Annotated in this window: 21 protein-coding genes; 12 read left to right on the plus strand and 9 right to left on the minus strand. The window is 70.1% G+C overall.

The window, feature by feature from the left end; translation table 11 throughout:
- The coding region (locus CVO76_RS09730) for an aldehyde dehydrogenase family protein (protein WP_244185858.1) at positions 1 to 639 on the minus strand (639 nt) is incomplete at its 3' end.
- A gap of 162 nt (positions 640 to 801) precedes the next feature.
- Here CVO76_RS09730 and CVO76_RS09735 point away from each other — a divergent pair.
- Together CVO76_RS09735 and CVO76_RS09740 are read left to right on the plus strand one after the other, a co-directional pair.
- Positions 802 to 2,223, plus strand: a complete 1,422-nt coding sequence (locus tag CVO76_RS09735) for a PucR family transcriptional regulator (protein WP_133081077.1) — start codon at positions 802 to 804, stop codon at positions 2,221 to 2,223.
- A 141-nt stretch (positions 2,224 to 2,364) separates the two neighbouring features.
- Positions 2,365 to 3,606 (plus strand): sensor histidine kinase, encoded by a 1,242-nt coding sequence (locus CVO76_RS09740; protein WP_133081078.1) that lies wholly within the window; start codon positions 2,365 to 2,367, stop codon positions 3,604 to 3,606.
- 24 nt (positions 3,607 to 3,630) lie between these two features.
- Here CVO76_RS09740 and CVO76_RS09745 read toward each other — a convergent pair whose 3' ends face one another.
- Complete coding sequence (locus CVO76_RS09745) at positions 3,631 to 5,316, minus strand: sensor histidine kinase (RefSeq protein ID WP_208739107.1); 1,686 nt, start codon at positions 5,314 to 5,316, stop codon at positions 3,631 to 3,633.
- 228 nt (positions 5,317 to 5,544) lie between these two features.
- Between CVO76_RS09745 and CVO76_RS09750 the strand changes: the two genes are divergently transcribed.
- From CVO76_RS09750 to CVO76_RS09760, 3 genes are read left to right on the plus strand one after another with little or no spacing between them, the layout of a single operon-like run.
- Positions 5,545 to 6,645, plus strand: coding sequence for a SpoIIE family protein phosphatase (locus CVO76_RS09750; RefSeq protein ID WP_133081080.1), 1,101 nt, complete (start codon positions 5,545 to 5,547; stop codon positions 6,643 to 6,645).
- A 57-nt stretch (positions 6,646 to 6,702) separates the two neighbouring features.
- A complete protein-coding gene (locus CVO76_RS09755; RefSeq protein ID WP_133081081.1) occupies positions 6,703 to 7,035 on the plus strand; it encodes an STAS domain-containing protein in 333 nt (110 codons plus the stop codon).
- Positions 7,028 to 7,489: an ATP-binding protein gene (locus CVO76_RS09760; protein ID WP_208739108.1), complete on the plus strand. Its 462-nt coding sequence runs from the start codon at positions 7,028 to 7,030 to the stop codon at positions 7,487 to 7,489. Before CVO76_RS09755 ends, CVO76_RS09760 begins: the two co-directional genes overlap by 8 nt.
- Positions 7,490 to 7,735: 246 nt before the next feature.
- Here CVO76_RS09760 and CVO76_RS09765 read toward each other — a convergent pair whose 3' ends face one another.
- Positions 7,736 to 8,704 (minus strand): alpha/beta hydrolase, encoded by a 969-nt coding sequence (locus tag CVO76_RS09765; RefSeq protein ID WP_208739109.1) that lies wholly within the window; start codon positions 8,702 to 8,704, stop codon positions 7,736 to 7,738.
- Positions 8,705 to 8,833: 129 nt separating this feature from the next.
- Here CVO76_RS09765 and CVO76_RS09770 point away from each other — a divergent pair, with 129 nt between their 5' ends.
- The 3 genes from CVO76_RS09770 to CVO76_RS09780 all read left to right on the plus strand — a co-directional run bounded on the left by CVO76_RS09770 (position 8,834) and on the right by CVO76_RS09780 (position 10,433).
- Complete coding sequence (locus CVO76_RS09770) at positions 8,834 to 9,469, plus strand: trimeric intracellular cation channel family protein (RefSeq protein ID WP_208739110.1); 636 nt, start codon at positions 8,834 to 8,836, stop codon at positions 9,467 to 9,469.
- Between the two features lie 62 nt (positions 9,470 to 9,531).
- Positions 9,532 to 9,957, plus strand: a complete 426-nt coding sequence (locus tag CVO76_RS09775; protein ID WP_133081085.1) for a hypothetical protein — start codon at positions 9,532 to 9,534, stop codon at positions 9,955 to 9,957.
- Positions 9,957 to 10,433: an HIT family protein gene (locus CVO76_RS09780; protein WP_208739111.1), complete on the plus strand. Its 477-nt coding sequence runs from the start codon at positions 9,957 to 9,959 to the stop codon at positions 10,431 to 10,433. Before CVO76_RS09775 ends, CVO76_RS09780 begins: the two co-directional genes overlap by 1 nt.
- A 142-nt stretch (positions 10,434 to 10,575) precedes the next feature.
- Here CVO76_RS09780 and CVO76_RS09785 read toward each other — a convergent pair whose 3' ends face one another.
- From CVO76_RS09785 to CVO76_RS09800, 4 genes are all read right to left on the minus strand, one after another.
- Complete coding sequence (locus CVO76_RS09785; RefSeq protein ID WP_208739112.1) at positions 10,576 to 11,400, minus strand: endonuclease domain-containing protein; 825 nt, start codon at positions 11,398 to 11,400, stop codon at positions 10,576 to 10,578.
- A 210-nt stretch (positions 11,401 to 11,610) separates the two neighbouring features.
- Positions 11,611 to 12,705 carry a polyprenyl synthetase family protein gene (locus CVO76_RS09790; RefSeq protein ID WP_208739113.1) on the minus strand — a complete coding sequence of 365 codons (1,095 nt, stop codon included), beginning with the start codon at positions 12,703 to 12,705 and terminating at the stop codon, positions 11,611 to 11,613.
- Positions 12,706 to 12,714: 9 nt separating this feature from the next.
- Complete coding sequence (locus CVO76_RS09795) at positions 12,715 to 14,031, minus strand: geranylgeranyl reductase family protein (protein WP_208739114.1); 1,317 nt, start codon at positions 14,029 to 14,031, stop codon at positions 12,715 to 12,717.
- A complete protein-coding gene (locus CVO76_RS09800) occupies positions 14,032 to 14,793 on the minus strand; it encodes a demethylmenaquinone methyltransferase (RefSeq protein WP_133081090.1) in 762 nt (253 codons plus the stop codon).
- 133 nt (positions 14,794 to 14,926) lie between these two features.
- On the opposite strand from CVO76_RS09800, the gene CVO76_RS09805 reads away from it, so the two are divergent.
- The 4 genes from CVO76_RS09805 to CVO76_RS09820 all read left to right on the plus strand — a co-directional run bounded on the left by CVO76_RS09805 (position 14,927) and on the right by CVO76_RS09820 (position 18,829).
- A complete protein-coding gene (locus CVO76_RS09805; protein WP_133081091.1) occupies positions 14,927 to 16,267 on the plus strand; it encodes an isochorismate synthase in 1,341 nt (446 codons plus the stop codon).
- 117 nt (positions 16,268 to 16,384) lie between these two features.
- Positions 16,385 to 17,179, plus strand: coding sequence for a transporter substrate-binding domain-containing protein (locus CVO76_RS09810; protein ID WP_208739115.1), 795 nt, complete (start codon positions 16,385 to 16,387; stop codon positions 17,177 to 17,179).
- Between the two features lie 82 nt (positions 17,180 to 17,261).
- Positions 17,262 to 18,047 carry an amino acid ABC transporter permease gene (locus CVO76_RS09815; protein ID WP_133081093.1) on the plus strand — a complete coding sequence of 262 codons (786 nt, stop codon included), beginning with the start codon at positions 17,262 to 17,264 and terminating at the stop codon, positions 18,045 to 18,047.
- A 5-nt stretch (positions 18,048 to 18,052) separates the two neighbouring features.
- Positions 18,053 to 18,829, plus strand: a complete 777-nt coding sequence (locus tag CVO76_RS09820) for an amino acid ABC transporter ATP-binding protein (RefSeq protein WP_133081094.1) — start codon at positions 18,053 to 18,055, stop codon at positions 18,827 to 18,829.
- Here the strand turns inward: CVO76_RS09820 and menD are convergent, their stop codons facing one another.
- Positions 18,830 to 20,554, minus strand: coding sequence for a 2-succinyl-5-enolpyruvyl-6-hydroxy-3-cyclohexene-1-carboxylic-acid synthase (gene menD / locus CVO76_RS09825; protein WP_208739116.1), 1,725 nt, complete (start codon positions 20,552 to 20,554; stop codon positions 18,830 to 18,832).
- Between the two features lie 101 nt (positions 20,555 to 20,655).
- The coding region (locus CVO76_RS09830) for a PhoX family protein (protein WP_208739117.1) at positions 20,656 to 21,854 on the minus strand (1,199 nt) is incomplete at its 5' end.

Raw genomic sequence — 21,854 nt, forward strand, 5'->3', positions numbered from 1 at the left:
CATGGCCGCACCGGTCTCACCGGTACCGAGGACCACGTTCAGGACGCCGTCGGGCAGGATCCCCTGCGTGAGGCGTGCCAGCACGAGGGTGGACTCGGGGGTGGTGTCGCTCGGCTTGAGCACGACCGTGTTGCCGGCGGCGAGGGCGGGCCCGATCTTCCAGATGGCCATCAGGAACGGGTAGTTCCAGGGGGCGACCTGAGCGACGACGCCGATGGGTTCCCGGCGGACGTAGGAGGTGTGGCCCTCGAGGTACTCGCCCGCGGACTTGCCCTCGAGGATGCGCGCAGCACCCGCGAAGAAGCGCAACTGGTCGGCGCCGACCGCGACCTCCTCGGCGGCGATCATCTCGCGCACCTGGCCCGTGTTGCGGTGCTGGGCCTCGACGAGTTCGTCGCTCGCGGCCTCGACGGCGTCGGCGAGCTTGAGCAGCAGGAGCTGGCGCTGGCTCGGCGTGGTGCGCTTCCACGTGGTGAAGGCGCGGGCAGCAGCCTGCATGGCGGCGTCGACGTCCGCGGAGGAGGAGACGGGCGACTGCGCCACGACCTCGCCGTTGGTCGGGTTGACGATGTCCAGGAGTTCGGTTCCGGCGGGCGTCACGAACGCGCCGTCGATGTAGTTCTGAAGGGTCTCAGCCACGCTGCAGTGCCTTTCACGAGGGGGTGTCCGCGGCGTCCGGGTAGGTCCGGCCACGGGTATCGAATCGACGGTACCGGGACGGGGTAACCCCTGCCACGGATATCTGCACAGCACGGACCGGGAAGTGCCGTGCAGGAGCACAGTAGGGCCTAGGCTTGAACCATGGCCATCACGCTTCCCGACCTGCTGTCCGACCCGGCCCTCGGCCTCGTGGCGGAGGGCCGCTCCGAGCCGCCGGCCCAGCCGATCCAGTGGGTCGCGGTGACCGAGCTGGAGGATCCGCGCCCATTCCTCAGCGGCGCCGAGGTGATCCTCACGACGGGTGTCCGCCTCAAGACCGGCGCGGCCCAGCGTGCCTTCGTCCGCCGGGCGCACGAGGCGGGGGCGCTGGCCATCGGATTCGGCGTGGGACTGACGCACCGGAGGATCCCGGCGGCCCTCCTGTCCGAGGCGGACGACGTCGGACTCCCGGCCTTCCGGGTCCCGTACGAGGTCCCCTTCATCGCCATCGGGAAGAGGGTGGCGGACGCCCTCTCCGCCGATCACTACGCAGGCCTCGAGGACCTCCTCGAGGGACACGCCGTCCTCGCGTCCGCCCTCCTCGGCGCCGGAGGTCTCGGCGCGCTCCTCGCCGAACTCGCGAGGATGCTGGGCACCGACGTCGCCCTCTTCCAGTACGGTGCACGCATCGCCGGGGCCGCCGGTCCGCGGCGCGTCCGCGATGAACCGACGTCCTGGCATCGGCTGCCCATCGCCACGGGGCTGAAGGACCGCTGCACACTCGCCATCGCGGAACCGTACACCCGGGCGGCGGTCGTCGACTACGCGCAGAGCCTCATCTCGGTGGAACTCACGAACCAGGGGCGGAACCGCACAGGAGCCCGGACGGCCGCCGGGCAACTGCTCGAGGACGTGGTGCGGGGAAGCCTCGCGGGTCCGGAGGCCGCCGCGAGGCTTGCGAGCTCGGGTATCGACACCGCGCTCAGGCACAGCGTCCTGATCGTCGACGTCGCCTCCGGCCAGCGCCGGGCCCTGCGCACGCTGCCGCTGCCCGACGGCTGGGACGGCGTCTCCTCCGCCCTGGTCGAGGACCGCCTCGTCCTCGTGCTGCCGGCCACCGCCGCACCGGAGCCGGCGCAGCTCAGCCAGTACCTGCATGGCGCCGGGCTCACCTCGCGCATCGGCGTGGGAGGGGCGTACGCCCAGCCGAACGGACTGCGCTGGAGCTATTTCGAGGCCCGGGAGGCACTCCAGCGGGGGCAGGCGCTGAACCTCGCCGACCGCCTGAGCCTGACGTCCCTCCTCATGGCGAGTGCTGACGTTCCGCTCGCCGATCTCGCGGCCGAGACCCTGAACCCACTCGAGGCCTTCGACGAGGCGCACGGCGCCGGCCTGCTGGCGACGCTGCAGCGGTACCTGGACCTCGACGGGTCCGTGGCCGCCGTCGCAGCCGACCTCGACCTGCACCGCAACACCATCCGGTACCGGCTGCAGCAGGTGGTGGCGTTGACGGGGTACGACCCTGCGGTCACGGCGGACCGCGTCCACCTCTACCTCGCCCTCCGGGTGCGCGCACTCGGCTGAGGCGGGACGGCGGGCCCGCCGGACAGCGCCCCGTGTGGTCCCCGGCCACTCCGGCCGCTCCGCACCTACCACGTGGGCCGCACCCCCGCATGCGATAGTTGGATCACCAGATACCGGTCTCACAGTTCTTCGGGGGTATTCATGTCGCTTCTTCACGCCGACGAGTTGGACCTGCAGGAGTTGGCCCGACAGGCGATCCTGCAGGAGTACCGCCTGCCCTACGGGGAGGCCGACGGCACTCCGGTGGAGGCGTTCGACTACCAGACGCCCACGGAACTCCTCAACCTGGTGAAGCTCGCCGTCCGCGTCAGCGGGATGCACGCGGGCGTCATCAACATCATCACGGCCGACCAGCAGCACCAGATCGCGGCCGTCGGGGTGGATGCTGCCGTGTGCTCCCGCGAGGACTCGATGTGCTCGAAGGTCTTCCGCTCCGGCGCCATCACGGCGGTCCCGGACGCGTCACGCGATCCCCGCTTCGCCGACAACCCCTTCGTGAACGGTGGGATCGCCCTCGTGCGGTCCTACGCGTCCGTCCCCCTCGTGGCGGAGAGCGGGTACGCCCTCGGGACGCTCTGCGTCTTCTCCCCCGAGATCCTCGGCTTCGACGCCGAGCAACGGGAGGGCCTCGAGATCCTCGCCCGGCAGGTGGTCGAGGTCCTCGAACTGCAGTTCAAGACCCGCCAGCTCGTCGAGGCCCTCGAGGTGGTCCGTCGCAGCAACGAGGACCTCGCCGGCTTCGCAGCCCGGGTCAGCCACGACCTGAAGAACCCGCTGACGGCGATCCTCGGCTACACCGAGCTCAGCGAGCAGGACGACGACGTCGAGACCTCGGGGCCGGCGGCCCGCTACTTCAGCATCATCCGGGGCAGTGCCAGCCGGATGCTCTCGACGGTGGAGGAGGTTCTCGAGTTCTCCCGCATCGGCGGCTCGATCAGCCGCCGGAAGGTCCGCCTGAACACGATGATGAACGCCGTGCTGCAGGACGTGCTGCCGCTCAGCAGTGCCTGCGACGCCGTCGTGACCGTCCGGGACGCCCAACTCGAGGTGGACCAGGCGCAGGTCACCGCCCTCCTGCAGAACCTGGTCTCGAACGCGATCAAGTACTCGACCCCAGGGACTCCTCCCCGCATCGAGGTCGTCGCGGACGTCGGCCAGACCCAGGTGCTCCGCATCATCGACCACGGCAAGGGCATCGACCCCGCGGACCGGCACCGGGTCCTGGAACCGCTCGTGCGGCTCCAGCGGGAGGGCGACCCAGCGGGCAGCGGCATCGGCCTCGCGACCTGCGCGCGGATCGCGGCCGCCCACGACGGTTCGATCAGCCTCACGGAGACGCCCGGCGGCGGCACGACAGTCACCGTCGATCTCGGCCCGGCCTGATCCTTCCCGCAGCGCCTCGCGGCGCTAGAGCTGCTGCGGCTGCAGCTGCTGGTCCTGGTCAGCGCGGGCCAGCGGGAGCCGGAAGGTGAAGGTGGAGCCCTCGCCCTCGACACTGCGGCAGCTGATGGTGCCCCCATGGCGCTCCACGATGGCCTTGGAGATGGCGAGCCCCAGCCCGACGCCGGGGATGGCGGCATTGCGGGCCGCCGAGGTCCGGAAGAACTTCGAGAAGACGCCCTTCAGCTCCTCCGCCGACATGCCGCTGCCCTGATCCGTCACGCTGCACTCCACCTCGCCGTCGACCTCCGCGGCACTGACCGTCACACGCCCGCCGTCCGGTGAGTACTTGACGGCGTTGGAGAGCAGGTTGTCGAGCACCTGGCCGATGCGCGGGGCATCGCACAGCGCCAGGAGGCCGGGCTCGGTGCGGTCCTCGAAGCGCATGAGGGGGTTCGTCGAGCGTTCCCTGGCGGACGCCACGCGCTGCAGGACCAGTTCGGAGAAATCGGTGGGGACCGGTGTGATCTCCGGGGTCCCCTCGGCCGTGGAGAGCAGATCCACCACGAGCTTGTGCAGCCGCTCGGAGTTGCGGGACACCACCTCGAGGCCGGATGCGACCTCGGGCTGCAGGTCGGGCATGCCGGTCAGCAGTTCGAGATAGCCGCGGATCGCGGTGAGGGGGGTCCGCAGTTCATGGGACACCGTGGCCACGAACTCGTCCTTCGCGTTGAGCGCGGTCACGAGTTCCGTGACGTCGTTGAATGTTACGACGGATCCTTCACGCGCGCCCGCCTGGTTCGTCATCAGGCGCGACGACGTCGAGAGCACCCTCTGGTCCGGCCGCTCGCCCCACCACAGGAGGTAGTCGGAGAAGACCTGCCCCTCGGCGGCTCGCCGGGTCGGCCTCCGTGCCTCGGGCATGACCGACTGGCCGTCGTGCTGGAAGATCCGGAGGTCCCCTTCCGCGGTGTTCCGCGTACCTCCTGCGAGGGCGCGGAACTGCTCGAGCTTGCGGTTGGTCAGCATCGGCCGCCCGGTCTCGTCGACGGCGATCAGTCCGATGTCCACGCTGTTGACCACGGTCTCCAGCAGCCGCTCCCGGCGCGCGCTCTCCTCGAGGAGCATCTGCAGGGCCTGGTCCTTCTCCTCGACGACCTGCTGCTGCGCCATCATGCTGGCGGTCATGACCCGTATGGTCACGCCGATCGCGAGCATGATGAACGGGAGGAGGATGGACTGTGTGAGGGACTGCGAGGTGACGGCGGCGTCGGTTCCGAAGACGGGTGCCCACACGATCGCGAGCGAGCCGAGGAACCCCACGGCCAGGGCGGCACGCGGGAAGAGCCCCGAGGCCGCCAGCCAGATGACGGGGAAGACGGCGAGCAGCCCGACGCCGGTGATCATGGTCCCCGCGCCATGGCGCATGAGTCCGATGGGGATGAAATCGAGCAGCGGGATGACCAGAAAACTGGCGTGCGGCAGGCGGTCCCAGGGGACGACGACGCACAGCGCCAGGAGTACTGCCTGCAGCCCTGCGCCGAGGAGGAAGGACCCGCTCGAGAAGAGATCACGGTGGAACAGTGCCCCGCCGACGAGGATGAGCAGCACCGTGAGGGAGAGCGGCAGCTGGCTGAGGACGACGCGCATCCGCAGGGTCAGTTCGTGGAACTGCCTGGTGTTGAGCGTCAGGTAGGAGAGCACCCTGTCCATGCTGACCGATCCCCCCTCCGTCGTCGAGCCAATCCGTCGCTGCATGACGGTGCTGGCGGCATCGGCGCGCCGGCTTCCACAGACTAGCGCGACCGCCCGGTGATTGAAGGTGCGGAATCCGCCTGCGCTCCTCAAGATCACCTCAAGTTCGACGCACCAAACCGGTGATCGTGGCGAAGCTGCTGTAGGGGCGCCGAGCATCGCCCGGCGTAGCGTTTAATGAGGATCATGACTGTCGCCCCCGAGAAACGCCGAGCACTGGTCGTTGAGGACGACGTCGACATCCGGGGCCTGCTCGTGCAGATCCTGAAGCGCGAGGGCTTCGAGGTGACGGAAGCCGGGACGGCGAGCGACGGGCTGGAGAAGGCGCGCGCCGGCGCGGACCTGATCACCCTCGACCTGAACCTGCCCGATGGCGACGGCGTGGAGATCTGCCGGGAGGTCCGCACCTTCTCCGACGCCTACATCCTCATGATCACGGCACGCACGGACGAGATCGAGCGCCTGACCGGACTCGAGACCGGTGCCGACGACTACATCAGCAAACCCTTCAGCCCGCGCGAACTCGTGGCACGCATCAACTCGCTGTTCCGCCGCCAGAGCCGGCAGGCAGCCGCCGACGTCGCCAACGCCGATGAGCGCCAGCGCGCCGCCGAGGTCCAGCAGAACCTCCTCCCCCGCGACAACCTGTGGGTCCGCGACTACGAACTGGCGGGACGCTTCCGGCCGTCCCGCAGCGTGGGCGGCGACTTCTACGACTGGTACGGCACCCCGGACGGGCTGCACCTCACGGTCGCCGACGCGATGGGCAAGGGCATGGGAGCCGCCCTCGTCGCGGCGACCGTGCGCGCCATTATGCGGTCGGTGGCCCCCCAGCCGAGCATCGAGACCGCGTTCGCGACGGCGGCGCGCGCCACCGAGGCCGACCTGGAGCAGACGAACTCCTTCGTCACGCTCTTCCACGGGCGCCTCGACGCCGCTACCGGCGTCGTCGGCTATGTGGATGCCGGCCACGGACTGGCACTGCATGTCACGGCAGACGGTGGCGTGACCCGGTTGAAGTCGGCGGGACCGCCGGTGGGGGCATGGCCGGACCAGGTCTGGGCAGCGGACACGGTGAAGCTCGGCCCCGGCGACTCCCTGGCCATCGTCAGCGACGGCCTGCTCGACATCTACGAGACGGTCGAGCAGTTCACCGAGGCCGTGGCCGGCGTCATCACGGCGGCGCCCAGCGCGGAGGCCGCCTGCGCCGTCCTGCTCGACATGGCCGACGTGCCCGAGGTGGCCGACGACGTCACCGTCGTCGTGCTCCGGCGCACGCAGGACTGACGCGAACCACACGCACGACCACACACCCACGGACAGGTAGAGGAAGAGGACACACAGATGGAATTCACCACCCAGGACAAGGGACGCTACACCGAGGTGGCAGCCAGTGGCCGCCTGAACATGGTGGCCGCCCCCAAGCTGCGCGAGGTCATCAACGACGTCGTGGCCGCGGGTGGCAAGCGCATCGTGGTGAACCTCGCGGAGACCAGTTTCATGGACTCCTCGGGGCTCGGCGCCCTCATCGGCTGCCTCAAGCTGGCCCGGCAGTCCGGCGGCGACCTGCGGATCGCCGCGGTCCAGCCCCAGGTCACCATGGTGCTCGAGCTCACCAGCATGCACCGGGTCCTGACACCGCACGGCACGCCCGACGAAGCCTTCCCGAATGACTGACATCCTCGCCCGGCGGACCCTCGAGGAACCCGCGGTCGAACAGGCGATCGAGGACCTGCACGGTGTGCTCGACCAGCTGTGGCACGACGCGGCGTTCGTGCCGGCCATGGACCAGATGGCCTTCAGCACCGCCGTGATCGAGGCCGCGAGCAACGTCGTCCGCCACGGCGTCGCTGCGCAGGGCTCCGAACTCCTCCTCGGCGTCGAGCTCACGGTGGCCTCCGGGTACCTGCGGGCCGTCATCAGCGAGATCGGGGCAGCTCCCCTGGACCCCGTGCCCGACCTCGAGGGGCCCGACCTGACCGCCCTCCCCGACGACGCGCTGCTGGAGGACTACGACGAATCAGGTCGCGGTCTCTCGATGATCCGGGCACTCGTCACGACGGTCACGGTCGAGCGGCAGGGCGACTCGAACGTGTGGGTCCTGTCCAGGGATGCCGGCGAAGGGCACTGACCCTCCGGTCCTGGTGTCCGCGGCTCCGGTCCTGGATTTCGCCGCTCCGGGTCACGCTTCCCGCCGGTTTCGGGTCACGGCTGCGCCCACCGAGCACAGGTCACGGTAGTAACGGCCAGACGAGCACAGGTCACGGTAGTAACGGCCAGACGAGCCAGCGGCAACCGGTCAGGGTAGTAACGGCCGGCCGAGCCCGCCGGCCAGGGGTCACGGCAGTGACGGCCGGCCGAGCCCGCCGGTCACGGGTCACGGCAGTGGCGGTCGGCCGAGGAACGCCGCGAGGTCCGCGTAGACCTCCCGTGACTCCGGCAGGCGCGGTGCCGCCGGGAAGACGTGGAACCCGCCCGGGTAGATCCTCATGGTGACGTCGGCGCCGGCTGAGACGGCCCGGTCCCGGAAAACCGTCGCGTCCGCCATGCACACATCGCGGGTGCCCTGGTAGATCCGCGTGGGCGGCACCGCGGCCAGCAGGTCATCGGGTGCGCAGGCGGGGCTGACCAGGGGCGTCCTCGGGTCGTCGCCTCCGGCCCACCAGAGGCCGGCCTGCACGGGGCCCGCGACCGAGAGCATCGGGTCGACGGCCTCGTACTTCGGGATCGTGGGATTCGTGCCCGTGACATCGAGCCAGGGCGCGAACACGGCGACGCGCCCGGGTGCAGGCAGCCCGGCGTCGCGGAAGGCCCACGGCTGGGCGATGGCGAGCCCGCCGCCGGCCGAGTCCCCCATCAGCGTGACGTCCTCCGGACCCGCTGTCCGCAGGACCTCCCGGTAGACGGACACCAGGTAGGGGAAGGCCTCGCGGTAGGTGCTCTCCGGAGCCAGGCGGTAGAGGGGGATGGTCACGGCAGCACCCGTGCGCCTGGTCAGCTCGGCGATGATCCACCAGTGCGGCCGCCCGAACTCGTTGAGGTAGATCCCGCCGTGCGTATAGATGATGTGCGACCGCGTGGCGCCGAGGAGCGGCCGGACGGTGATCGTGCGCACGCCGTCGATCCGCTTCTCCTGGATCGTGTGGGTCTGCTTGAACGTCCACGGGATGGCCGCCGCCGACGGGTAGGTCCGGCCCGGGTACTTCCCGTTGACCCAGTCCGTCCCGGTCAGGTTCCTCTTGGTGGGCAGCAGGCCGATCAGCCGGCACGCGACGCGCATGGCCCGCGAGCCGTCGTGCGCGCTCGGTTCGACGGTGTCCGTGCCGGCCGCATATCCGCTCGTCATGGCCCCAGCCTAGTGCGGCCCCCGCGGACCGCGCCGCCTCTGTCATGCTGGTCGGGGCCGGAATGCCCCGGTTGGCGTCCTTTGTCCCACCGATCCGCCCGACGCCGTTCCGGCCCGCCGAAGGAAGAGATGGATACCGCTGCACACATCGCCCTCGCCGCCGACCTCCTCGGCGTGTTCTTCTTCGCCGTGTCCGGCAGCCTGCTGGCCGCGCGGAAGGGCTTCGACCTCGTGGGCTCCCTCCTGCTCGCGTCGCTCGCGTCGCTGGGCGGCGGCGTGGCACGGGACCTCATCATCGACGTCCCGCCGGCGGCGTTCAACAATCCCGCCTACCTCGTGCCTCCCCTGCTGGCCACCGTGCTCGTCTACTTCGTGTTCTCCGGCGTGGAGCGGGTCAAGCGCGTCCTCGTCCTCTTCGATGCCGCGGGCCTCGCCCTGTTCTGCATCACCGGCACCATCAAGGCCCTCGACGTCGGCCTCAACCCGGTCTCCGCCGTCCTGCTGGGCGTCACGACGGCCGTGGGCGGCGGCCTGCTGCGCGACGTCGTCGCCAACGAGATCCCGCAGCTCTTCGACCCCCGGGACATCTACGCGCTGCCCGCGATGCTCGGCGCCGTCGTCGTCACCGTGCTGTACCTGACGGACACCTTCACGCTCGTCACGGGCATGCTGGCAGCGTCGCTCGTGTTCTCTCTGCGCGTCCTCGCCTGGCGCTACGGCTGGCACGCGCCGCTCGCGGCACGTACCTCCGGCATCCGCAGGTAGCCCCGGCGCCGGACGCGGCGGCTAGGATGGGGGAATCCCCCGCCACCACTCCTGGAGTACTTGTGACTGAGCTCTTTTCCGATCGATTCCGCGCCCTGGTGCCTCAGTACTTCGAGGGCGAGTGGGTCGAGGAGGACGGCCTGTCCGAGGACGAGCTCGCCGAGATGCTCGCGGGCAAGGACTTCGAACTCCCCCTCGCCCTGCACGAGTTCTACCGCGCCGTCGGAGCCACCGAGGACATCATGGAGGCGTTCCACTTCTTCTGGGACCCCGACGAGCTCGAGATCGAGGACGGCTTCCTCCTGTTCCTCGAGGACGAGGACGAGCAGTACACCTGGGGGATGAGGGCCGACCAGCTGGACGTCCCCGATCCGATCGTCTGGCGCCGCAACAACGCCCGCGGCGAGTGGCAGAGCGAGGAGGGCACGTTCAGCGAGTACGTCCTCGACCTGTTCGAGTGGGTCTTCGAGGAGGACGGGGAGGACTGATGGAGTTCGCCCACCACGCCCCCGACGGGTACCGGTGCCCGTTCTGCGACCTCGCGCGGGAGGACTTCAGCAACCCGGGGAACCTGTGCCGACCGGGTGACGTCGTCTACTCCGACGACCTCGTGCTCGCGTTCATCGCATCGCACGGCTTCGAGCCGAACCCGGGGCACGTGCTCATCACGCCACGCGAGCACGTCGAGCTGCTCTACGAACTGCCCGACGACGTCGCCGCCCGCATCATGACGCTGACCCGCGACATCGCGATCGCCATCAAACTGGCGTGGGCGCCCGACGGCGTCTCGACGCGGCAGCACAACGAGCCCGCCGGCAGCCAGCACGTGTGGCACTACCACCAGCACGTCCTGCCCCGCTGGCACGACGACGGCTTCTACTTCACCCCGAAGCGGCCCATCGTGGACCCTGAGATCAGGGCGCGGAAGGCCGACGAGCTGAGGTCCTTCCTCCCGGCGAGATAGCGCCCGCCGGCTCCGCTTCACGCCCTGCTGCGGCTTCGTGCACGGCTTCTGAGCAACAAGAGCGTGTCCTACGGCGACACGCCGCTTATCGGAGTCATCCGCCCACGAAAGCCGTGCACGAGGCCGCACCCAGCCATCCACATCAGCGGACGGGACGGCGTCCGAGCGCCGTGAAGACCATCGCGAGGACATCGTCCGGCTGGAACATGACGTCCTCGTAGCAGAAACGCAGCACGATATACCCGCCGATCACCGTCATGTTGTTCCTTTTGCGGTCGCGCCGGAGTGCCTGGCGGTCCGAATGGAACGCCGCTCCGTCGATCTCCACGACGAGGCACTCCTCGACCAGGAAGTCGACCCGCCCCACGCCCGCTATCCGGACCTGCGAGCGAACCTCGAGACCGGCGCCGCGCAGCAGGAGTCGCGCCACCACCTCGATCGCGGACTCGCCGGTGAGGTCCACCGACGCCAGGGCAGCGCGCGCCCTGCCGTTGCGCCTTCCAGTCAGCCGGGACTCGAGGAACGCCGCCACGGTGTCACCGCGTCGGAGAGCGCACTCGACCATCGGGACCGACTCGTCGGCAGGCCGGCACTGCAGCACATGCACCAGCACATCGGCGAGACCGACGAGTGGCAGCCGGGAGTGCGGAGGAACGGTGACGACCCGATGGTTGATGCAGCCGTCAGCTGAGCGGGTCGGCCGGCTGACGTGCACGCCGATCGCGGGCCGGACGCGCCACAGCCCGTAGTGGACCGCTGCGGAGACACATGTGAGCCGTGCTCCCGCACCCACCGCCCGGATGAACTCCGGCGGGGCGTCGGGAAGCGCCAGGACACCCCGTCGAACGCGGAGAATCCTGCCGTCGCCGATGGAGCGTTCGATCGCCCGCTCCCCCACTCCGCGGTCCAGCAGGGCACCCGTGGAGGCCACACCACCCGATACCGCGAGAATCTGCTCGATCGTCATGGACCAACCCAAGAGGCTGCCGCCCGTGATCGACGGTGGGCCCTCCGCTATGTGGACGGGCCGCGGGGTGCGGCGGCACGGGAGGATGCGGCGTCGTGCACGCGTTTCACCAGGGCGACCGCGTGTCGTCTCGGGACACGCCGACTATCAGGGACACTCCCGCGGGAAAGCCGTGCATGAAGCCGCGGAAACGCAGGCGCGACGGCGGCGCTAGACGTCCCGGCTGACGACGGCCTGCGCGAAGCTCGCGAGGGCCTGCTTCACGACGCTGTCCGGGAGCGGGTCGAGGGCCGCGACGGCGTCGTCGGCCCACTGCTGGGCCACGGCCCAGGCCTCCTGCGTCTGCGGGTGCGAGCGGACGGCGGCGACGGCCTCGGCGAGGGCCTCATCGGAGGAGAGGTCGCTGTCGACGAGCGCGACGACGTCGGCCGCCGAGGAGTCGCCGGCGGCTGCGGCACGGCGCAGCAGGATGACGGGCAGGGTGGGGACGCCCTCGCGGAGGTCGGTGCCGGGGGCCTTGCCGGACTTAACCTTCAGGCCCGTGACGTCGATGACGTCGTCGGCGAGCTGGAACGCGACGCCCACCTTCTCACCGTAGGAGACCATGATGTCCACGACCTCCGGCGGGGTGTCCGCGAAGAGGGCGCCGAGCTGCCCGGAGGCCGCCACGAGGGAACCGGTCTTGTCCGCGATGACCGAGAGGTAGTGCTCGAGGTCGTCCTGGCCGTCGCTCGGTCCCACGGTCTCGTGCAGCTGGCCGAGGCAGAGCCGCTCGAAGGTACGGGCCTGGATCCCGAGGGCCTCGCCGCCGAGTTCTGAGACCAGGATCGAGGCGCGGGCGAAGATGAGGTCGCCGGTCAGGATGGCGACGGAGTTGCCCCACACCTCGTGGGCGGTGGGCGCTCCACGCCGGTACGGCGCGGAATCCATGACGTCGTCGTGGTACAGCGTGGCGAGGTGCGTCAGCTCGACGACGACGGCCGCCTGGACCACCTTCGTGCGCGCCGGGTTGCCGAGGTGGGAGGCGAGGATGGTGAGCAGGGGGCGGATGCGCTTCCCGCCGGCCTCGACGAGGTGACGGCTGGTGGCGTCGGCGAGGGGATCGGAATTGGCGATCGCACCGCGCAGCTGCTTCTCGACCTCCGCGAGGCAGGACGAGACGGACGGCCCCAGCTCCGGGTCCTCGGCGATGAGGGCGAAGCCGGGAGGCAGACGCAGGGCATCGGCGTCTTCCGGGATGTCCGCGGTATCCAGCGCGCTGTTCAGACCCACGCTGGTCCACCCGGAGTTGAAGGATTGTGTCACGGTCTAAGACTAACCAAGTGGGGCGGCGCTTTGCGCACGCAGGTGGCCCGTCAGGGACGGCTGGTTGGAGGTGGGGGGCACGAGCGACTCGAGCAGGTGGATGACGCGATCCTCGAAGCCCCGACCGCCGGCGTCCGTCAGGTTCGCCAGCATGCGCACCACGAACCGCATGAGCACCGGCACGGGCATACCGGTCCGCAGGGCGAGGGACAGGATGGCGGGCTTGCCGATGAGCTGCGCGAAGATGCGGCCGAGCGTGAAGTGGCTGCCCCACTGCTCCCGCACGTACGGCGCGTACCCGGACAGGACCTGGTCGCGTCCGAGCGGCGAGGCGACACCCTGCGCCCGCTCGATGAACTCGGCGGCGTACCGTGCCGACTCCATCGCGTAGGAGATCCCCTCGCCGTTGAAGGGTGACACCATGCCGCCGGCGTCGCCGAGGAGCAGCAGCCCGGGGCTGTAGTGCGGCGTCCGGTTGAAGCCCATGGGCAGCGCGGCTCCGCGGATCTCCCCGACCTGGTTCTCGGGTGTGAAACCCCACTCCGACGGCATCCCGGCGGTCCAGTCTCGGAGGACCTGCTTGTAGTCCAGCTTGCCGAACTCCGCGGAGGAGTTGAGGATGCCGAGGCCCACGTTGGAGGTCCCGTCGCCGACGCCGAAGACCCACCCGTACCCCGGCAGGGGCTTTCCGGTGGCGTCCGGCAGCTCGAGCCAGCCCTCCATCCAGTCGTCGTTCGTGCGGGGACTGGTGAAGTAGGTGCGCACGGCGACGCCGAGCGGCCGGTCGTCGCGCTTCTGCAGACCGAGGCTGACGGCGGTGCGGGTGGAGTTGCCGTCCGCCGCGAGGACGACGTCGGCCGTGAAGGTGCGCGTCTCGCCGGTCTTGCGTCCGTCGGCGTCCAGGAGGTTGGCGGTCACCCCGGTGACGCGCCCGGCCTCGTCGCGCTGCGCCGAGGTCACCGAATGGCCCTCGAGGATCGTGGCGCCCGCGGACCGGGCGTGCTGCGCGAGGGCCTCGTCGAAGCCGAGGCGCGTGCGGACCAGGCCGTAGTCGGGGAAGTCGCTCAGCGCGGGCCAGGGCACCTCGACGGTCCGCTTGCCCGCGATGAGGCGCAGGCCCTTGTTGCGGCGCCACCCCTCGCTCTCGTCGTGCGGCAGGCCGAGGAGCTGCAGTTCCCGTGTGGCGCGGGGCGTCAGGCCGTCGCCGCACACCTTCTCGCGGGGGAACCAGGTCTTCTCGAGAACCGTGACCTCGATCCCGGCGCTCGCGAGGTAGTAGGCCGCGGTGGAACCGGCCGGACCGGCACCGACGATGAGGACGGACACCTAGACGGCCGCCGAGATCCGGCGCAGGCGGACCTGCCCCGGCAGGAGCGGTTCCTCGCCCGGTGCCGCCGGCGCCTTGGTGGCGCGGTGGACGGCGACGATCCCGCCGTTGAGGTTGCGGTATTCGACGTCGTTCCAGCCGCTCTCGCCGATCCAGGCTGCGAGCTCGTCCTGGTTCGGCCAGGCGCGGATGGATTCCGCGAGGTAGACGTAGGCGTCGGGGTTCGAGCTGACCTTCCGCGCGATCGCCGGCAGCGCCCGCATCAGGTACTCGGTGTAGGTGGTGCGCCACAGCGCGACGGTGGGCGAGGAGAACTCGGCGATGACCAGCCGGCCGCCCGGCTTCGTGACCCGCAGCATCTCCGCGAGGGCCTTCTTCGGCTCGTTCACGTTGCGGAGCCCGAAGGAGATGGTGGACGCGTCGAAGGAGTTGTCCGCGAACGGCAGGTCGGTGGCGTCACCGGCGACGAAGTCGATGTCCGGCCGCCGGCGCTTGCCGACCTTCAGCATGCCGAGCGAGAAGTCGCAGGCGACGACGTCGATCCCGGCGTCCGCGTACGGTTCGCTGGACGTGCCGGTACCGGCGGCGAGGTCGAGGACGCGCTGACCGGGTTCGGCGCCCACGGCATCCACGACGATCCGGCGCCAGCGGCGCGTCTGTCCCATCGAGAGGACGTCGTTGACGACGTCGTACTTGGGCGCCACGTCGTCGAACATGGCTGCTACTTCGTCAGGACGCTTCTCCAGCGATGCACGATTCACCTGCTCATTGTCTCAAACAAACACCCGGCGCCTAATCGGTACCGGACCATGGCGGCGCTGTCGGGGCGCACGTGCCCAAGCTCACGATGCCGCACGGATACGCCGCAGGACCGCGGAGTACGCTTGGAGCATCATGAGCACTCCGTCCCTCACCGCGCTGACGCCTGCGCCCGGACAGTCCCGCGGGCTCCGCAGCATCACGGTGGGACGCGCCGACATGGACCCCCAGTCGGGCCTCCTCGAGTACGTGGTCCGGAACGACGCCCACACCTGGATCCGGCGAGGTGGCGGGCTCGTGGGCTACGGCGAGACCGCGAGGTTCACCGTCACGGGCCCTGACCGCTTCACGCAGGCCCAGGAGTGGTGGCGACGCGAGCTCGCGGGCGCGGAGGTCGTGAACGAGCTCGGCGTCCCCGGGTCCGGCCTCATCGCGTTCGGGTCCTTCGCCTTCTCCAAGACCTCGCCGCACGAATCGCGCCTGATCGTCCCCGAGGTGGTGGTCGGCTGCAGCGAGGGCCGGAGCTGGCTGACGTTCATCACCGACGACGCCGAGGCCGACCTGACCGCCGAGGCGGCCGAGGCCGCCCTCGCCGCCTACCTCGTCGAGCCCGACGCCGACCGCTCCCCCAGCCCCGGTGACAGGCTCGGCCCCGGCGTCCTCAGCGAGGAGCAGTACAAGCTCGCCGTCGCGGAGGGCGTGAAGCACGTGCAGTCCGGCGAACTGAGCAAGCTCGTCCTCGCACGCGACGTCGTCGCGGACCTCGAGACGCCCGTGGCCACCGCGCAGGTGCTGCGCGAACTCGCCGTCCGGTACGAGGACTGCTGGACCTACGCGGTCGACGGCCTGATCGGCTCGACGCCGGAGATGCTCATCAAGGTCGAGGACAACACCGCCCGGGCCCGCGTCCTCGCCGGCACCCTCGACCGCGCCAACGCTCCCGAGGGCGACCCCGACTACCCCACGCGGGTGCTGGCCGGGTCCGAGAAGCAGCTCCACGAGCACCAGATCGCGATCGACTCGCTCACCGAGACGCTCGAGCCCTTCACGAGTTCCATGACGTCGCACAGCGAACCGTTCGTCCTCCAGCTGCCGAACGTGTGGCATCTCGCGTCGGACGTCACGGCGCAGCTCGCCCCCGACGCCGCCGGTGAGATCCCCACGTCGCTGGCCCTCGTCCAGGCCCTCCACCCGACCGCCGCCGTCTGCGGCACCCCGACCACCGTCGCGGGCGCCCTGATCCGTGAACTCGAGCACCTGCAGCGCGGCCCCTACGCCGGGCCGGTGGGCTGGATCGACGCCGGCGGCAATGGCGAGTGGGGCATCGCCCTGCGTGGCGCGGTCGTCGAGACGCCGACGCGCGTGCGGCTGTACGCCGGCTGCGGCATTGTCGAGGGCTCGCAGCCCGAGGCGGAACTGGCGGAGACCTGGAGCAAGTTCCGGCCCATGATCCAGGCGCTCGGGCTGGCCCGCTGAGTCCAGCCCTTGGTTACCAATAAGCAATACCTGTAGCCTGTGATGCACATCTCTCTTCGCTCGTTAGAATCAGCAGGACCTTTTCCGCTCCATCCCGTCCGTTCAAGTGAGGTACCCATGCTTTCCAAGAAATCCGCAATGCTGGCCGCCCTGGCCGCCGGCGCCCTCGCGCTCAGCGCGTGTGGCGGAGGTTCCGACGACGCCGCGTCCGGCTCCGGAGAGGACAGCGGCCTGAATCTCGTCGCCGAAGGCTCGCTGACCGTCTGCTCGGACATCCCCTACCCGCCCTTCGAGTTCGAGGAGAACGGCGAGTACACCGGCTTCGACATGGACCTCATGAAGGAGATCGCCTCGGGCATGGACCTCGAGCTCGCCGTGCAGGACGTCGGCTTCGACGGACTGCAGAGCGGGGCCGTCCTCGCGGCGGGCCAGTGCGACATCGGCGCGAGCGCCGTCACCATCACGGAGGAGCGCAAGGCGAACCTCGCGTTCTCGGACCCGTACTACGACTCCCTGCAGTCGATCCTCGTCCCCGAGGGCTCGGACATTGCCTCGATCGAGGACCTCGCCGGCAAGCAGGTCGGCGTCCAGCAGGGCACCACGGGTGCGACCTACGCCGCCGAGAAGGCACCCGAGGCCGAGCTCGTCCAGTTCCCGTCCGACGCCGAGATGTACGCCGCGATCCAGGCGGGCAACGTCGACGCGCTCCTGCAGGACCTCCCGGTCAACCTCGGGCACACGGAGGAAGGCGCCTTCACCATCGCCGAGGAACTGCCCACCGACGAGCAGTACGGCTTCATCATGTCGAAGGAAGGCAGCGAGGAACTCGTCGCAGCCGTCAACGAGCAGCTGACGGCCCTGCGCGACAGCGGCCGGTACCAGGAAATCTACGACTCCTACTTCGCGGAGTAGGACACCCCTACCCGAGCGGCGCCGGCAGTGCAGACTCCGGCGCCGCTCGGGCGCCACCTCCCGACGGAAGGTAATACCCCGCGTGAAACGATCGACACGCCGGCGCCTCACGCGAGGCGTCCTCTACGCGGTCTTCGCCGCCGCCGTCCTGTTCGTCGTCCTCTCGGCCGACTGGAGCAGGATCCAGACCAACTTCCTCAACGTCGAGGTCGCCCGGGACACGTTCCCCGAGATCGTCACGATCGCGGCGAAGAACACGGTCGTCTACACGGTGATCGCCTTCGTCGGCGGGATGCTGCTCGGCCTGCTCCTGGCGCTCATGAAGCTCTCGCCGGTCCTGCCCTACCGCTGGCTCGCGACCGCCTACATCGAGCTCTTCCGTGGCCTCCCGGCCCTGCTCGTGATCTTCGGCTTCGCCTATGCCGTCCCGATCGCCCTGCAGTGGCGCCCTCCGGGCGGCAATGCGGGCGCGGGCCTGATCGCCCTCATCATCGTCTCCTCCGCCTACATCGCGGAGACCATCCGAGCGGGCATCGAGGCGGTGCCCAAGGGGCAGGTCGAGGCCGCGCGCTCGCTCGGCATGAACTCCGCGTGGACCATGGTGACCGTCGTCCTCCCGCAGGCCTTCCGCATCATCACTCCCCCGCTGACCAACGAACTCGTGATCCTCATCAAGGACACGTCGCTGCTGTTCATCGCGGGCATGGCCATCGGCGACCGCGAACTGACCACGTTCTCGCGTGACGCCCTCACCAGCCAGGCGAACGCGACGCCGCTCGTGGTGGCCGCACTGATGTACCTCGTCATCACGCTGCCGCTGACCCAGCTGGTCGCGAAGCTCGAACGACACAACAAGAGAGGCCGGTGATTCCGGTGAGCCAGCCAGCATCGGGTGCCGCATCCCGCGGATCGGCCGCAGCCGTCCCCGCGATCGAGGTCCGGGCACTCTGCAAGACCTTCGGCAGCAACGAGGTGCTCAAGGGCATCGACTTCCACGTGGACCAGGGCGAGGTGGTCTGCGTGATCGGGCCCTCGGGCTCCGGCAAGTCCACGTTGCTGCGCTGCGTCAACCGCCTCGAGGAGCCCACCAGCGGCACCGTCATGGTGGAGGGCGTGGACATCACGGACAGCGAGACGGACCTGGACGACGTGCGGACGCGCATCGGCATGGTGTTCCAGCAGTTCAACCTGTTCCCGCACCTCACCGTCCTGAAGAACCTGACCCTCGCGCAGCAGCGGGCGAAGAAGCGGGGCAAGACCGAGGCCACGGAGATCGCCCGCAGGAACCTCGCCAAGGTGGGTCTCGCGGAGAAGGCGGACGCCTTCCCCTCGCAGCTCTCGGGCGGCCAGCAGCAGCGTGTCGCGATTGCACGCGCGCTCTCCATGGACCCGGACATGATGCTGTTCGACGAGCCGACCAGTGCCCTCGACCCCGAGCTCGTCGGCGACGTGCTCGAGGTCATGAAGCAGCTCGCCAAGGAGGGCATGACCATGATGGTGGTCACGCACGAGATGGGCTTCGCCCGGGAGGTCGGCGACCGCGTGGTGTTCATGGACGGCGGCGTCGTCGTCGAGCAGGGCAAGCCCGAGGACGTCCTCGGGAACCCGCAGCACGAGCGGACGAAGCTGTTCCTCTCGAAGGTGCTGTAGCTAGAGGAATCCGTCCGCCACCACATGGCGGATGCGCGCATGGAGGTCCCGGAGCGTCGCCCGCTCGGTCCGGACCTCGAGGATGGAGCGGCCCCGGATGGGCTGCTCCATCGCCGTATCCAGCTCGTCCAGCGTCGTCGCGCGCTCGTACCGCAGTCCGTAGGCGGCAGCGATCGCTGCGAGGTCCACGGTGTGCGGGGTGCCGAACAGCCGTTCGACGGCGGCACCGTAGCGGGCTGTCGTCGATTCCGCACCGTGCTCGAGCAGGCCGAAGATCCCCCCGCCGCCGTCGTTGAGGACCACGATGTGCAGGTCCGGTTGCGGTTCACCGTCGCCGAGGAGGAGTCCGCCGACGTCGTGCAGGAACGTCAGATCGCCCATGAGCACGCGCGTGGGGATGCCGGCGGCGAGCGCCACCCCGGTGGCGGTCGAGACGGTGCCGTCGATCCCCGCCAGCCCGCGGTTGGCGAAGACCTCGAGCGGGTGCCAGTCGGTGGCGGCGACGAGGTCCATGTCACGGATGGGGTTGGAGGAGCCGAGCACGAGGTTCCCGTCCGTGTGCTCCCACACCGCGTCGGCGAGGTGCAGGCCCGTGATGCGGGGTTCGTCGGCGAGCAGCGACTGGATCCCGGCCTCGGCCGTCGCCCCCGCCTCGCGCCACGAGCGCAGCCAGCCGTCGTCGCCGCGGCCCGCGAACTCCAGCAGCTCCGGGAGGTTGTCGATGATGCGCTCGGTGCGTCGGCCCTCCTCGAACCAGGAGACGGGCGCGGGCAGGTACAGGGCGTGCTCGACATCGGGCCGTGCCAGCAGCGCGGTCACCGGACGGGACAGGGTGGGGCGGCCGAAGGTCACCACGCGTGTGATGGCCGGGCCGAGATGTTCGAGCAGGAGGCGGTACGGGGCGATCGCGCTGCTGCCGAAGCGGGCGTTCGACGACGGTTCCGCCAGCAGCGGCAGGTCCAGATGGGCAGCGAACACCGCGGCCAGTTCTCCCGCGCCGTGTCCCGCCACGACGACCGTGGTGCTCCCGGCGGCAGGCGTCGATGCCGCGGACGGATCCGATGTGTCCGACGCGGACGCGGGGGGTGCGTCGCCGATCACGGCAGGCCGGTCCTCGGGGACCGCCGGCTCGACGGGACGGCCGGCGCCGTCCGGTACCAGCGGATCACGGTAGGCCAGATTGAGGTGCACCGGTCCCGGCGGCTGCGTGGGCACGCCGTGCGCGGGCCCGCCGGTGGCGGCAGCGAGCGCCTCCCGGACCAGGACGGACGGGTCCTCGCCGGCGGGGACGTCGAGGCCCGCCCGGACGTGCACGCCGAACAGGCCCGGCTGCACCGTGGTCTGGTTGGCACCGGTCCCGCGCAGCTCGCCGGGCCGGTCGGCCGAGACCACCACGAGGGGCACCGCCGCGTGGTTCGCCTCCATCACGGCCGGCAGCAGCTCCCCCACCGCCGTGCCCGACGTCGTCACCACGGCCGCGGGGCGCTGCCCGCCGAGTGCGAGGCCCAGCGCGGTGAAGGCCGCCGACCGCTCGTCGATGCGGACGTGCAGCCGGACCAGGCCGGCGGCTCCCGCCTCCGCGAGGGCGTAGGCGAGGGGCGCGCTGCGGGAACCGGGAGCGACGACGACGTCGGTGACGCCTCCGGCGACGAGGGCCTGGACGGCCCGGGCAGCGGATGCGGCGGAATCGAGAGGGACCGGAGGGGATGCAGCTGGATCAGTCACGCATCCATCCTTCCATCCCCGGCACGCACCGGATCCCTCCCCCAGGACGGGATCCGGTACGTGCGATCAGCCCGCCGGACCCCGGCAGGCTCGTGAGGCGGCTACGCCCGGTAGACCTGCACCACGGACGGCCGCGGGAGGGCGGCCTCGCCCCTGCCCGGCCGGGTACCTGCCGGTACGTAGTCGGGGAAGTAGGAGGTCTGGGCCGCCCAGCTCCCGTCCTCGCCGGGGTGCTGTACAGCGACGAACACGCTGCCGTCCTGGTCGTGGATCACCGGACCGCAGGTCTCGGCGTCCCGCGGCACCGCGAGGAACTGCTGCACGCGGCCCCGCTCGGCGCCCTCGAGGCCCACCTTGAACAGGCCGTCGTTGAAGCCCACCGTGCTGGGCTGGCCGTCGGTGGAGATCCACAGGTTGCCCTGGGAATCGAAGGCCACGTTGTCCGGGCAGGAGATGGGCGAGACCTTGTCCTTCGGGTAGCCCCCGAAGTAGGTGGTCGGGTTGCGGGCCGGATCGCCGCAGACCAGGAGCAGGTTCCACGTGAACCGGGTCCCGGACGCGTTGCCGCCCGCCTCCGACAGCTCGACGATGTGGCCGTCCCGGTTCTGCGTGCGGGGGTTGGCCTCGTCCGCGGGGGCGTTCGAGCCGACGCCGCGGTTGGTGTTGTTGGTGCAGGCGACATAGACCTTGCCCGTGGCCGGGTTGGGCTCCACGTCCTCGCAGCGGTCCATCTTCGTGGCGCCCATCCTGTCGGCGGCGAGGCGCGTGAAGACGGCGACCTCGGCGGCCGTCATGCCGGCAACGACGGACCGGTTGTCGATGAGCAGCGGAAGCCACTCGCCCACGCCGTCGAACGCGCCGTCGGAGGGCAGCGTGCCGGTGCCGTTGATCTCGGCCACGGAGTTGCCCTGGAAGCGCGCGACGTAGAGCGAGCCCTCGCTCAGCAGCGTCATGTTGGCCTTGCGCGCAGCGGCGCTCGTGCCGGGCTGGACCTTGTTCTTCGAGACGAACTTGTACAGGTAGTCGAAGCGCTCGTCGTCGCCCATGTACGCCACCACCCGGCCGTCCGAGGCGACGGTGACGTTGGCGCCCTCGTGCTTGAAGCGTCCGAGCGCGGAGTGCTTCTTGGGCGTGGAGGTCGGATCGAAGGGATCGACCTCGACGATGTAGCCGAAGCGGTGCTTCTCGTTCTCGTAGCCGGCGTTCCGCGTGTCGAAGCGCGGCTCGTCGATCTCCCAGCCCCGTGCGGTCGGGCGGTTCGTGATGCCGTAGCGGCGGTCACCGTCGCTGGTGGGGCGGT

The organism is Arthrobacter agilis (assembly GCF_002953615.1).
GTDB lineage: Bacteria > Actinomycetota > Actinomycetes > Actinomycetales > Micrococcaceae > Arthrobacter_D > Arthrobacter_D agilis_B.

Coding starts and splice junctions, on each gene's coding strand:
- CVO76_RS09770 (WP_208739110.1), top strand. CDS start 8,834: ATGGATACCGCTGCACACATCGCCCTCGCCGCCGACCTCCTCGGCGTG.
- CVO76_RS09810 (WP_208739115.1), top strand. CDS start 16,385: ATGCTTTCCAAGAAATCCGCAATGCTGGCCGCCCTGGCCGCCGGCGCC.
- CVO76_RS09740 (WP_133081078.1), top strand. CDS start 2,365: ATGTCGCTTCTTCACGCCGACGAGTTGGACCTGCAGGAGTTGGCCCGA.
- CVO76_RS09735 (WP_133081077.1), top strand. CDS start 802: ATGGCCATCACGCTTCCCGACCTGCTGTCCGACCCGGCCCTCGGCCTC.
- CVO76_RS09805 (WP_133081091.1), top strand. CDS start 14,927: ATGAGCACTCCGTCCCTCACCGCGCTGACGCCTGCGCCCGGACAGTCC.
- CVO76_RS09780 (WP_208739111.1), top strand. CDS start 9,957: ATGGAGTTCGCCCACCACGCCCCCGACGGGTACCGGTGCCCGTTCTGC.
- CVO76_RS09760 (WP_208739108.1), top strand. CDS start 7,028: ATGACTGACATCCTCGCCCGGCGGACCCTCGAGGAACCCGCGGTCGAA.
- CVO76_RS09745 (WP_208739107.1), bottom strand. CDS start 5,316: ATGGACAGGGTGCTCTCCTACCTGACGCTCAACACCAGGCAGTTCCAC.
- CVO76_RS09785 (WP_208739112.1), bottom strand. CDS start 11,400: ATGACGATCGAGCAGATTCTCGCGGTATCGGGTGGTGTGGCCTCCACG.
- CVO76_RS09755 (WP_133081081.1), top strand. CDS start 6,703: ATGGAATTCACCACCCAGGACAAGGGACGCTACACCGAGGTGGCAGCC.
- CVO76_RS09765 (WP_208739109.1), bottom strand. CDS start 8,704: ATGACGAGCGGATATGCGGCCGGCACGGACACCGTCGAACCGAGCGCG.
- CVO76_RS09750 (WP_133081080.1), top strand. CDS start 5,545: ATGACTGTCGCCCCCGAGAAACGCCGAGCACTGGTCGTTGAGGACGAC.